This window comes from Xenorhabdus bharatensis (assembly GCF_037996705.1).
Taxonomy (GTDB): domain Bacteria; phylum Pseudomonadota; class Gammaproteobacteria; order Enterobacterales; family Enterobacteriaceae; genus Xenorhabdus; species Xenorhabdus bharatensis.
Genome location: NZ_JBBMXG010000011.1, coordinates 74873 through 87212, shown reverse-complemented (window position 1 = coordinate 87212; position 12340 = coordinate 74873). Strand labels below are relative to the sequence as shown.

10 protein-coding genes are annotated in these 12340 nt (G+C 46.4%); 9 read left to right on the top strand and 1 reads right to left on the bottom strand.

What is annotated here, in order from left to right; all coding sequences use genetic code 11:
• Positions 1-67: 67 nt before the first annotated feature.
• The 4 genes from mutL to hflX all read left to right on the top strand — a co-directional run bounded on the left by mutL (position 68) and on the right by hflX (position 4844).
• Positions 68-2038, top strand: a complete 1971-nt coding sequence (gene mutL, locus AAC855_RS12165; RefSeq protein ID WP_340609906.1) for a DNA mismatch repair endonuclease MutL — start codon at positions 68-70, stop codon at positions 2036-2038.
• Complete coding sequence (gene miaA, locus AAC855_RS12160) at positions 2031-2972, top strand: tRNA (adenosine(37)-N6)-dimethylallyltransferase MiaA (protein WP_340609904.1); 942 nt, start codon at positions 2031-2033, stop codon at positions 2970-2972. Before mutL ends, miaA begins: the two co-directional genes overlap by 8 nt.
• A gap of 107 nt (positions 2973-3079) precedes the next feature.
• The gene (gene hfq, locus AAC855_RS12155; RefSeq protein WP_086955100.1) at positions 3080-3382 is read left to right on the top strand and encodes an RNA chaperone Hfq; all 303 of its coding nucleotides are present in this window, start codon (positions 3080-3082) and stop codon (positions 3380-3382) included.
• Positions 3383-3563: 181 nt separating this feature from the next.
• Entirely contained in the window at positions 3564-4844 is a 1281-nt protein-coding gene (gene hflX / locus AAC855_RS12150) for a ribosome rescue GTPase HflX (RefSeq protein ID WP_340609903.1), read from the top strand.
• A 61-nt stretch (positions 4845-4905) separates the two neighbouring features.
• Here the strand turns inward: hflX and AAC855_RS12145 are convergent, their stop codons facing one another.
• Positions 4906-5133: a hypothetical protein gene (locus tag AAC855_RS12145; RefSeq protein ID WP_228858100.1), complete on the bottom strand. Its 228-nt coding sequence runs from the start codon at positions 5131-5133 to the stop codon at positions 4906-4908.
• A gap of 41 nt (positions 5134-5174) precedes the next feature.
• Here AAC855_RS12145 and hflK point away from each other — a divergent pair, with 41 nt between their 5' ends.
• The 5 genes from hflK to rnr all read left to right on the top strand — a co-directional run bounded on the left by hflK (position 5175) and on the right by rnr (position 12316).
• Positions 5175-6404: an FtsH protease activity modulator HflK gene (hflK, locus tag AAC855_RS12140; protein ID WP_340609901.1), complete on the top strand. Its 1230-nt coding sequence runs from the start codon at positions 5175-5177 to the stop codon at positions 6402-6404.
• A gap of 2 nt (positions 6405-6406) precedes the next feature.
• Entirely contained in the window at positions 6407-7414 is a 1008-nt protein-coding gene (hflC, locus tag AAC855_RS12135) for a protease modulator HflC (protein ID WP_099109363.1), read from the top strand.
• Between the two features lie 301 nt (positions 7415-7715).
• A complete protein-coding gene (locus tag AAC855_RS12130) occupies positions 7716-9014 on the top strand; it encodes an adenylosuccinate synthase (RefSeq protein WP_099109364.1) in 1299 nt (432 codons plus the stop codon).
• 345 nt (positions 9015-9359) lie between these two features.
• Positions 9360-9779 (top strand): nitric oxide-sensing transcriptional repressor NsrR, encoded by a 420-nt coding sequence (gene nsrR, locus AAC855_RS12125; RefSeq protein WP_099124180.1) that lies wholly within the window; start codon positions 9360-9362, stop codon positions 9777-9779.
• Positions 9780-9835: 56 nt separating this feature from the next.
• A complete protein-coding gene (gene rnr, locus AAC855_RS12120; protein ID WP_340609900.1) occupies positions 9836-12316 on the top strand; it encodes a ribonuclease R in 2481 nt (826 codons plus the stop codon).
• The last annotated feature ends 24 nt before the right edge of the window (positions 12317-12340 follow it).

Here is a 12340-nt window from a genome sequence, read left to right as displayed (position 1 = left end):
GTACGTAAGAAACCCAGTCATTTAAGAAAAATCGGAAATTACGAATAAAGAGTAGGTAAGATCGAATATGGCTATCAGGATATTACCCCCACAATTAGCAAACCAGATTGCTGCTGGTGAAGTGGTTGAACGCCCGGCATCGGTAGTGAAAGAGCTGGTGGAAAATAGCCTTGATGCCGGCACTACCCGTATTGATATCGATATTGAACGTGGTGGCGCAAAATTAATCCGTATACGTGATAATGGTTGTGGAATTAGCCGACAGGATCTCACATTAGCGCTGGCCCGTCATGCGACCAGTAAAATAGCTTCTCTGGATGATTTAGAAGCGATTGTCAGTATGGGGTTTCGTGGTGAAGCACTTGCCAGTATCAGTTCTGTTTCACGGTTGACTCTGACTTCCCGCCCTGAGGAACAGTCGGAAGCATGGCAGGCTTATGCCGAAGGTCGTGATATGGACGTGACGGTAAAACCTGCCGCCCATCCTGTCGGAACAACAGTTGAGGTTTTGGATCTGTTTTACAATACCCCTGCCCGACGCAAGTTTCTGAGAACAGAAAAAACCGAATTCGGCCATATTGATGAGGTCGTGCGAAGAATAGCCCTCGCTCGTCTGGATGTGGCGATTAACCTGAATCACAATGGGAAACTCGTGCGTCAGTATCGTCCGGCCAAAGAGGAGTCCCAGCATGAACGGAGGCTGGCAGCGATTTGTGGTACGGCATTTATGCAGCAGGCGCTGGCACTGTCATGGCAGCACGATATGCTGGCCATCAAAGGCTGGGTTGCGGACCCAAAAAATTCTCATGCTGCGGGGGATATTCAGTATTGCTATGTGAATGGGCGCATGATGCGGGATCGGCTGATTAATCATGCTATCCGTCAGGCTTATCAGGATTTGCTGCAAGGTGAACAGCAACCGGCCTATGTCTTGTATTTAGAGATAGACCCGCATCAGGTTGATGTGAATGTGCATCCAGCTAAACATGAAGTACGTTTTCATCAGGCTCGTCTGGTACATGATTTTATTTATCAGGGTGTTGCTGCGGTGCTGAAACAGCGCAGCAACGGCGCTGGGCTGGGGCTTGATTGTCAGGAAGAAACAACAGACTGGATACCGGAAAACCGGCCTTCTGCGGGAGAAAACCATTTTCTCCGACAAAAACAAATAACTCCGGCTGGATCATCGCAAAAAACGCCATCCTCCCCCCGAGCCGCTTCTGAAACCCCGTCTTCAAGTCATCAGACAGGGCATAGTGGTATCCGGCAGCCTTATCAGGGGGAAAATTACCAGAAAAAACAAGGCGAGCTGTACCAAAAATTGATGCAGTTTGCACCAGAAGAAAAGCAGCCACTTTTTCCTGAACGGTCAGATGCAGAAAGAGAAATTTCCGAAAAGTCGGCTTCTGTCACAGAAAAAACACCATTAATGCCTGCTCGTTCAACCGCTGTACAGGGAAAGAATAGTAGTTATAGTTTCGGGAAAGTATTGAGTATCTATGCCCCCCACTATGCATTGCTTGAATCAGACTCAGGTATTGGATTATTGTCACTGCCTGTTGCTGAACGTTGGTTACGGCAGGCTCAGTTAACGCCGGGGGAGCAGGGGCTTAAACCACAGCCACTTCTTATCCCACTGAAGTTGCCTCTCAGTGAGACAGAGGTCAATGTTTTACGACAGAATAGTGAGTTATTGAAGACTTTTGGCATTGAATCGACTGTCGCACATGGAAAAGTGACCATTCATGCGGTATCGTTGCCTCTGCGCCAACAAAACCTGCCAAAACTTTTTCCGGCGTTGTTGGGTTATCTGATGGAACAGTCATCAGTTTCAGCACGATCAGTTTCAGTAGAGCAGGTGGCAATCTGGCTTGCCCGCCATTTGGGCAGTGAACATGAAACGTGGAATATTGCACAGGCTGTTCAGCTTTTAGCTGATGTTGAGCGTCTTTGCCCTCAACTAGTGGGATCTCCGCCAGAGGGTTTATTACAATTAATTGATTTACAAGCAGTGGTGGCACTTTTTAATCATGAGTGATTTAAAAACTCAACATTTGCCCACAGCCATTTTTATCATGGGGCCGACAGCCTCAGGAAAAACGGCATTATCAATCGCTTTGCGTCAGCACCTTCCGGTTGAACTGATTAGCGTTGATTCTGCACTGGTTTATCGTGGCATGGATATTGGTACTGCGAAACCGTCTGCAGAAGAGCAGGCTCAGGCTCCGCACCGTTTGATTGATATTCTGGATCCTGCCGAAGTGTATTCTGCTGCTGATTTCCGTCGCGATGCGCTGGAACAAATGGCAGAAATTACGGCTGCCGGGAGAATTCCGCTCTTGGTCGGCGGAACCATGCTATATTTCAAAGCATTACTGGAAGGGTTATCACCACTACCTTCTGCAAACCCTGAAGTCAGGGCAGTCATTGAGCAGGAGGCAGAAGAACATGGGTGGGAGGCTTTGCATCAGCAATTGCAGGAGATTGATCCGGTTGCCGCGGCAAGAATCCATCCGAATGATCCACAACGTCTTACTCGCGCACTGGAAGTTTTTCGGATTTCGGGTAACACTCTAACTACATTGACAGAAACGTCTGGGGAAGTATTACCTTATCGTGTTCATCAGTTCGCTATTGCGCCTGCAAGCCGTGAAATTTTACATCAGCGCATTGCAGCCCGATTTGAACAGATGATCAAATCAGGGTTTGAAGATGAAGTTAAAGCGCTTTATGCTCGTAACGATTTGCATACGGATTTACCCTCCATTCGTTGTGTTGGTTATCGTCAAATGTGGTCTTACCTCGCAGGCGAGATTTCTCATGATGAGATGGTTTATCGTGGTATCTGCGCAACTCGCCAGTTGGCGAAGCGTCAGATAACCTGGCTCAGGGGGTGGGACGATGTGGCCTGGTTGGACAGCGACCAGCCTGAGCAGGCCTTGAAAACAGTCATGCAGGTTATTGGTACATAAATTCGTTGATTGTGTACAATTATCAGTACAAAGCGTCATTTTTGAGTAGTTACTTTTTCGAACCAACGGGTTCTTAGTTAAAAACAACAAAATAAGGAAAATATAGAATGGCTAAGGGGCAATCTTTGCAAGATCCATTCCTGAACGCATTACGTCGTGAAAGGGTCCCGGTTTCTATTTATTTAGTCAACGGCATCAAATTGCAGGGTCAAATTGAGTCTTTTGACCAGTTTGTCATTTTGCTGAAAAACACGGTTAGCCAGATGGTTTATAAACACGCCATCTCTACTGTTGTGCCTTCCCGTCCGGTATCTCACCACGGTAGCAATGCTAATATGGCATCCAGTGTGGGAAATTATCAGGCTGGTAACAGTCCGGCAGCACAACAGGAAAATGATATCGCTGAGTAAATCAGTGATAATGCCTGACATAAATAAAAACATAGGTAGGGAGACTTTACCTATGTTTTTCCTATGGAATTTTATACCCAATGGATTTCGAGTTGCATCACGGCGGCAAGGGAGTGAATCTCTGCGCATAAAAGAGGCAGTTTGAAAGACGAAGGGGATACTCAGCCTGAGGGTTGCACCATTGTTTGATCGTTACGAAGGCGGAGAACTAGCCGTTCTGGTGCATGTTTTTTTCTCACAGGAAAAAGACACGGAAAATCTCAGTGAATTTGAATCATTGGTGACTTCCGCAGGTGTTTCTCCTGTGCAGATTGTAACAGGAAGCCGTAAGGCTCCGCATCCGAAATATTTTGTCGGGGAAGGCAAGGCAGAAGAAATTGCTGAAGCAGTCAAAAACAGCGGTGCAGATGTGGTGCTGTTTGATCACGCACTTTCTCCTGCTCAGGAACGTAATCTGGAACGCTTGTGCCAATGCCGTGTTGTTGATCGTACTGGTGTAATACTGGATATTTTTGCCCAGCGGGCGAGAACACATGAAGGTAAGCTGCAGGTAGAACTTGCACAATTACGCCATTTATCTACCCGCTTAGTCCGAGGCTGGACTCATCTTGAACGCCAGAAAGGCGGAATTGGTTTGCGTGGGCCGGGGGAAACCCAGCTGGAATCAGATCGCCGTATGTTGCGCGATAAAATTAAGCAGATTCTGGGGCGTCTTGGTAAAGTAGAAAGACAGCGTGAACAGGGGCGTCAGGCGCGCAACAAAGCAGATATTCCCACCGTTTCCCTTGTTGGTTACACCAATGCCGGAAAATCAAGTTTATTCAATAGAATAACCTCGGCTGAGGTATATGCTGCTGATCAGCTTTTTGCTACTCTCGACCCGACATTGCGTCGGATCGCTGTAAATGATGTCGGCCCGGTTGTTCTGGCTGATACTGTTGGTTTCATTCGTCACTTACCACATGATTTGGTGGCAGCGTTTAAGGCCACTTTGCAGGAAACAAGGCAGGCAAAATTATTGCTTCACGTTGTTGATGCGGCTGATAACCGGCTGGATGAGAACATTCTTGCAGTGGACAGTGTTCTGGAAGAGATTGAAGCACATGAAATCCCTTCTTTGCTGGTGATGAATAAAATCGACATGCTGGATGATTTTGAACCCCGGATTGACCGTGATGAAGAAAATCGTCCGGTGAGAGTCTGGCTTTCAGCCCAGACCGGGGAAGGAATATCCCTGCTATTGCAGGCACTGACTGAACTTCTTTCCGGTGAGATTGCACATTATGAATTGCATTTGCCTCCGGAAGCCGGGCGTTTGCGTAGCCGTTTTTACCAGCTTCAGGCCATTGAGCGTGAGTGGATGGAAGAAAGCGGTCAGTTGGGGCTTGAAGTCAGGATGCCGATGATCGACTGGCGTCGTCTGTGTAAGCAGGAACCAAATTTACCAGACTATGTCGTCTGATTGATTGGCGCAGGGCGACAAACAAGGTATTATTTTAGCCGCCATTTCAGTGTACTTAGCGTTATGGAGTAACGGTGATGAAATGGCGGTGATGAAATGATTGTGCCAGAATTGCAGTGACGAAATCCGCACTGTCATCAGCACTGTCAAAAGGTATCACCCAAAAATATTGGTTGCTTATGAAACGGTGAAGTTTATCGTTTTTGCCCATGGAGGTTGTGTCTGAAGTGTCAGTAACAGCGGCCTGTGAAGTGGGAAGCCTCACCCGTGTGGGTGGAAGAGCAGTCACCTCTGAAAAACCAGTGAAAAACTAAAAAGTGGAGCTAAAACATGGCGTGGAATCAGCCCGGTAATAACGGACAGGACCGCGACCCGTGGGGAAGCAGCAATAATAATGGCGGCAACTCCGGCGGCAACAATAAAGGTGGTCGAAACCGTGGGGCAACTGATCTCGACGATCTGTTCCGTAAACTGAGCCAAAAACTCGGTGGCCTCGGTGGAAACAAAGGTGGAAATGGTTCTGGGCAGAACCCTAAATTTGGTGGACGTCTTATTGGTCTCGCCATTGCTGTTGTAGTTGTTGTTTGGGTTGTCAGTGGTTTCTATACAATCAAGGAAACAGAACGTGGCGTTGTTACCCGTTTGGGTAAATTCAGCCATATCGTACAGCCCGGCCTGAACTGGAAGATGACATTTATCGACCGCGTTCGTGCTGTTAACGTTGAATCTGTTCGCGAACTGGCAACATCGGGTGTCATGCTGACATCGGATGAAAACGTAGTACGTGCTGAAATGAACGTTCAGTATCGTGTTACTGATCCTGAAGCCTATCTTTTCAATGTCACCAATCCTGATAACAGTCTTCGTCAGGCGACTGACAGTGCTGTGCGCGGGGTTGTCGGCAAATACACAATGGAAAAAATCCTGACAGCGGATCGTACTATTGTGCGTAATGATACCCAAAAAGTGCTGGAAGAAACGATTCGTCCATACCACATGGGGATCACTCTGCTGGATGTTAACTTTCAGACTGCGCGTCCGCCTGAAGAGGTGAAAGCGGCATTTGATGACGTTATCGCAGCTCGTGAAGAAGAACAGAAAACCATTCGTGAAGCAGAAGCCTATAAAAACTCTGTCTTACCCATTGCCAAAGGTAATGCTCAACGTATTATCGAAGAAGCCAAAGCTTATAAGGTCAGTGTGGTATTGAATGCACGGGGTGAAGTAGCCAGTTTTGCCAAAATCCTGCCTGAATATAAAGCGGCACCGGAAATTACCCGTGAGCGCCTTTATATCGAGACAATGGAACGTGTTCTGAGTAATACCCGTAAAGTGATTGCTAATGAAAAGAGCAATAATATGCTGGTATTGCCACTGGATCAGGTTCTTCGTAGTCAGGCTGAAGCAGCAAAGGCTAAATCACCAGAAGTGAAAGTAGCACCAGAGCATCGCAGCACGACTCATTCTACACCAGCACATGGACAATCAGGTTATGGTAGTTCTGGCTATGGTGATTCAGACAACCTGCGTGGTGATACGACAAGACAGGGGAGACCATAATCATGCGTAAGTCGTTCGTCTTTGTTATTGCCGCCATATTGGTTGTGCTCTATTCATCAATCTTTATCGTATATGAAGGCCAGCGTGGGATCGTACTGCGTTTTGGCAAAGTAGTACGTGATGCTGAAAATAAGCCAGTGGTTTATCAGCCTGGCCCGCATTTCAAGATCCCATTTATTGAAACTGTCAAAACACTTGATGCCCGTATCCAGACAATGGATATCAAGGCAGACCGTTTCCTGACCAGTGAAAATAAAGACCTGATTGTTGACTCTTATCTGAAATGGCGCATTAAAGATTTCAGCAGCTATTATCTGGCTACCGGTAATGGTTCAATTTCTCAGGCTGAAGTGCTGTTAAAACGTAAATTCAGTGACCGCCTGCGTTCTGAAATCGGTCGTCTGGATGTTCGTGGCATCGTAACAGATTCCCGTGGTCGTCTGACGACGGATGTACGTAATGCGCTGAACTTGGGAACAAGTGATGAAGATTCTTCCGCAGACGATGCAATCGCTTCTGCTGCTGCCCGTGTGAAGAAAGAAACTAAAGGTGCACAGCCTGCTTTCAATCCGAACAGTATGGCTGCATTGGGGATTGAGGTTGTGGATGTCCGTATCAAGCAGATCAACCTGCCGGATGAAGTTTCAGGAGCAATCTACCAGCGTATGCGTGCAGAGCGTGAAGCGGTAGCACGTCGTCACCGTTCACAGGGGCTGGAAGAAGCTGAGAAGGTCCGCGCAGCAGCTGATAAATCAGCGACTGAAGTCAAAGCAGCCGCATATAGTGAGGCTTTGATTTTACGCGGTGAAGGTGATGCGGAAGCAACAAAACTGTTTGCCGATGCTTTCAATAAAGATCCTGATTTTTATGCCTTTATCCGTAGCCTGCGTGCGTACGAGAATAGCTTCAGGAATGAAGGGAATATCATGGTTCTCAGTCCTGATACTGACTTCTTCCGCTACATGAAAGATCCCTCTAAACAGCGCACTCATAGTCGTGCTAATGACTGATAGTTTCTGACAGGTAAATTGATTACAGATAAATTGTCTGATATTTACCTGAGTTAACAGAAATAAACGTCATCTCTGAGCCACTGTAAGCAAACTTACAGTGGCTTTTTACGTCTTTTTTATACCTTCAGTCTTCCAAATCGTTTCTTTTATCGCTCTTATTAGTTATTCCGTCATTACCAATGCTTACTTATCAGCCCATTAATATGACGAAACGAAATAACAGAAGTGAGAAAAAATACTGAAAGGTGCTAAATGAGATGGTAGAATCCATTTTTAAGCAACCGAGTGAACTTTTGAAATGGGTAAGAACGTTGTCGTATTGGGCACCCAATGGGGTGACGAGGGCAAGGGTAAAATCGTCGACTTGCTGACTGAACGGGCTAAATATGTTGTCCGTTATCAGGGGGGCCATAATGCGGGCCATACATTAGTCATTAACGGTGAAAAAACCGTTCTCCACTTAATCCCATCTGGGATCCTGCGTGAAAATGTCATTAGCATTATCGCTAATGGAGTCGTTTTAGCACCAGATGCTTTGATGAAAGAAATGAAACAGCTTGAATCACGTGGGATTCCTGTACGTGAGCGCTTGCTTATTTCTGAAGCTTGTCCATTGATCCTGCCTTATCATGTTGCATTGGACAATGCTCGTGAAAAAGCGCGTGGTGCGAAGGCAATCGGTACAACCGGTCGTGGCATCGGTCCTGCATACGAAGACAAAGTGGCTCGCCGTGGTCTGCGTGTGGGTGATTTGTTCGATAAAGAAACTTTCGCAGCTAAACTGAAAGAAATCATCGATTATCATAACTTCCAGCTGGTTAACTATTACAACGAACCTGCCGTTGATTTCCAGAAAACGCTGGATGATATTCTGGCGATTGCGGATATCCTGACTGGCATGGTAGTTGACGTTTCTGACCTGCTTTACAAAGCAACTCAGAAAGGTGAGCTGGTAATGTTTGAAGGTGCTCAGGGTACATTACTGGATATCGACCACGGTACTTATCCTTATGTAACCTCTTCTAATACCACTGCGGGTGGTGTTGCAACGGGTTCAGGTCTGGGTCCACGTTACGTTGATTATGTACTGGGTATTGTCAAAGCTTACTCCACCCGTGTTGGTGCAGGTCCATTCCCAACGGAACTGTTTGATGAAACCGGTGAATATCTGCGCCAGAAAGGTCAGGAATTCGGTGCTACCACAGGCCGTAGCCGTCGTACTGGCTGGTTGGATATCGTCGCTATCCGCCGCGCTATTCAAATCAACTCCCTGTCCGGCTTCTGTATGACCAAACTGGATGTATTGGATGGTCTGAAAGAAGTTAAAATCTGCGTAGGTTATCGTCAGGCTGATGGTACTGTCATCGACACTACACCACTGGCAGCAGAGAACTGGGAAGGTCTGGAAGCGGTATATGAAACCCTGCCGGGCTGGGATGAAAGCACTTTCGGTGTGAAAGAGCACAGCCAGTTGCCAGAAGCTGCGCTGAACTACATTAAGCGTGTAGAAGAACTGTCTGGTGTTCCTGTTGATATTATTTCTACAGGTCCTGATCGTTCTGAAACGATGATCCTGCGCGATCCATTTGATGCTTAACTGATTCTAATCAGTCAGTATCTATAACCGGGCTTTATGCCCGGTTTTTGCATTTTTGGGACACAGACAGCAGTACCTCTCTCCTTTTTCTGGTGACAGCTTGCTTTGCTTAATTTTTAAAATACCCACATAATGTGGTCAGTTAATGATGATAAGCCAATAATATTGACTTGTTTGGTTTCCAATATACACAATGAATTTCAAGATATATCGCGGCGGCAAGGGAGAGAATCTCCGGGAGCATAGATAACTATGTGACCGGGATGAACGAGAGCAGCTAACAAAGAGGTAACTTGAAAAGCGAAGTGTAAAATCCCCGTTATATTCAGCCACCCAGAGGTGAGTGTGCAGTTAACCAGTTTTACCGATTACGGCTTGCGTGCCCTGATTTATATGGCTTCTTTACCTGAAGGCCAGATGACAAATATTACTGAAGTCACAGAAGTTTACGGTGTATCACGTAATCATATGGTAAAAATCATTAATCAACTGAGTAATCTGGGATTAGTGAATGCTGTCAGAGGAAAAAACGGCGGCATTAGTCTGGGAAAACCCGCCAGTGAAATTAAAATTGGTGATGTGGTGCGTTTACTGGAACCACTTGGATTAGTTAACTGCGACAGCTGCCATATTACTCCGGCCTGTCGTCTAAAATCAGTATTGAATCAGGCAGTGGAAAATTTTTTGGAAGAATTAAATCAATATTCTTTGGCCGATATGGTTGAAGACAATCGTCCCCTTTATCAATTGTTGCTGACGAAATGAAGCAGGAAATAAAGCGCGGGGATAAACAGCTTACTGATGACAACAGAGGAATAGCGATGTCAAAAGATCCTTTTCAGGAACGAGAGGCTGCAAAATACGAATCTCCTATCCCAAGTCGGGAATATATCTTGGATATCCTTTCTAAACACACCACTCCGGTAAGTCGTCAGGAAATAGCACAAGAACTTAAATTAACCAGCGCAGATGCGCAGGAAGCATTGCGTCGCCGTTTGCGTGCAATGGAACGTGATGGTCAGTTAGTTTTCACTCGTCGTCAGTGTTATGCGTTGCCGGAAAGATTGGATCTATTAAAAGGCACTGTCATTGGGCACCGTGATGGTTATGGGTTTTTACGGGTTGAAGGCCACAAAGAGGATTTTTATCTGTCAGCAGAACAGATGAAGATGGCAATTCACGGCGATGTTGTTTTGGCTCAACCTTTGCGTCCGGATCGTAAAGGCCGTATTGAAGTGCGTATCGTCCGGGTATTGGAGCCAAAGACCAGCCAAATTGTCGGGCGGTATTTTATCGATGCGGGCATGGGTTTTGTGGTTCCTGACGACAGCCGTTTGTGCTTCGATATCCTGATCCCGAAAGAAGAAATTTGTGGAGCAAGGATGGGGAATGTCGTTGTCGTTGAACTGATGAATCACCCAACCCGCCGTACTAAAGCCATCGGCAAAATAGTTGAAGTGCTCGGTGAAACAATGGGAACGAGCATGGCGGTGGATATCGCCCTCCGAACCCATGAAATCCCTTATAACTGGCCACCAACGGTGGAAAAACAGTTAGCTGGTCTGGATGAAAATGTCCCGGAATCGGCGAAAGAAGGTCGGGTTGATTTACGAGCACTGCCGTTAGTTACTATTGATGGTGAAGATGCCCGTGATTTCGATGACGCAGTATATTGTGAAAGAAAACGCGGTGGCGGTTGGCGTTTATGGGTTGCCATTGCTGATGTCAGTTACTATGTCCGCCCACAAACCCCTTTGGATGCCGAAGCATGTAGCCGTGGTAACTCCGTTTATTTCCCGTCGCAGGTTGTGCCAATGCTGCCGGAGGTGTTATCAAACGGATTATGTTCGCTAAATCCAGAGGTTGATCGCTTGTGTATGGTGTGTGAAATGACGATTTCCGCTCAGGGAAAATTGTCTTCATACAAATTTTACGAAGCGGTGATGAATTCTCACGCTCGTTTGACTTATACCAAAGTAGGGAAAATCCTACAGGGCGATCAGGAACTGCGGGAACATTACAAGCCGCTGGTGAAGCATATTGAGCATCTGCATGAACTTTATCAGGCGTTGGATGTATCCCGTGACGAGCGGGGAGCAATTTCGTTTGAATCTGAAGAAGCGAAATTTATCTTCAATGCAGAAAGGCGTATTGAGCGCATTGAACCGGTTGTGCGTAACGATGCGCATAAGTTGATCGAAGAGTGCATGATTCTGGCAAATATCGCGGCTGCGCGTTTTGTCGAAAAACACCGTGAGCCTGCTCTGTATCGTATTCATGATCGGCCACGAGAAGAAAGTATTCTGAATTTGCGTTCGGTCTTTAATGAATTGGGATTGGAACTGCCGGGAGGCATGACGCCAGAGCCGAAAGACTTTGCTGAACTGATGAAGCTGGTCTCTGAACGTCCCGACCATGAGCTGTTGCAAACGATGTTGTTGCGTTCCATGAAACAGGCCATTTATGATCCGGAAAATCGCGGTCACTTTGGTCTGGCCCTGCGCGCTTATGCACATTTTACATCGCCGATCCGTCGTTATCCTGATTTAGTCTTGCACCGGGCAATTAAATATCTGCTGGCACAAGAAAACGGTACAGCTGAACAGCACTGGACACCAACCGGTGGCTGGCACAATGATATGGCACAAATGCTGCAACTGGGTGATCACTGCTCAATGACAGAGCGCCGTGCTGATGAAGCGACACGAGATGTGGCTGACTGGCTGAAATGTGATTTCATGCAGGATCAGGTGGGTAATGTTTTCACCGGTCTGATTACCAGTGTGACGGGCTTTGGTTTCTTTGTCAGGTTGCATGATCTGTTCATTGATGGTTTGGTACATGTTTCCACACTGGATAATGACTATTACCGTCATGATAATGTTGGTCAGCGTCTCATCGGTGAATCTTCCGGGCAGACTTATCGGCTCGGCGATGAAGTCGAAATCCGTGTAGAAGCGGTTCACATGGATGAACGTAAGATTGACTTTGCTCTGCTTTCTACGACCCGTAAGGCCCGTAATAAAGGCAAAACAGCACGGGATAAAGCGAAAAAAGGCACATTTGAGCGTAAAGGCGGCAATAAAGGCCGTAATTATAAAAAATCAGATAATTTTGAGCCGGATAGCAGTTTCCGTAAGAAGAAAAAAACGGAAAAAGCCAATTCAGGCAGTAAGTCAGATAAAACATCAGACAATAAGCCGGGAAAAGCAGGTAAAAAGAAAAAAGTTTCAGATAAAACCAAAAAGATAACGGCAAAGCTGAAAGCTAAACGGGCGAAAAAGCCGCAGGAAAATAGCTGATAGCGAATTAGCGTAAGAAGTATT

Coding starts and splice junctions, on each gene's coding strand:
- miaA (WP_340609904.1), top strand. CDS start 2,031: ATGAGTGATTTAAAAACTCAACATTTGCCCACAGCCATTTTTATCATG.
- hflK (WP_340609901.1), top strand. CDS start 5,175: ATGGCGTGGAATCAGCCCGGTAATAACGGACAGGACCGCGACCCGTGG.
- mutL (WP_340609906.1), top strand. CDS start 68: ATGGCTATCAGGATATTACCCCCACAATTAGCAAACCAGATTGCTGCT.
- AAC855_RS12130 (WP_099109364.1), top strand. CDS start 7,716: ATGGGTAAGAACGTTGTCGTATTGGGCACCCAATGGGGTGACGAGGGC.
- rnr (WP_340609900.1), top strand. CDS start 9,836: ATGTCAAAAGATCCTTTTCAGGAACGAGAGGCTGCAAAATACGAATCT.
- hfq (WP_086955100.1), top strand. CDS start 3,080: ATGGCTAAGGGGCAATCTTTGCAAGATCCATTCCTGAACGCATTACGT.
- hflC (WP_099109363.1), top strand. CDS start 6,407: ATGCGTAAGTCGTTCGTCTTTGTTATTGCCGCCATATTGGTTGTGCTC.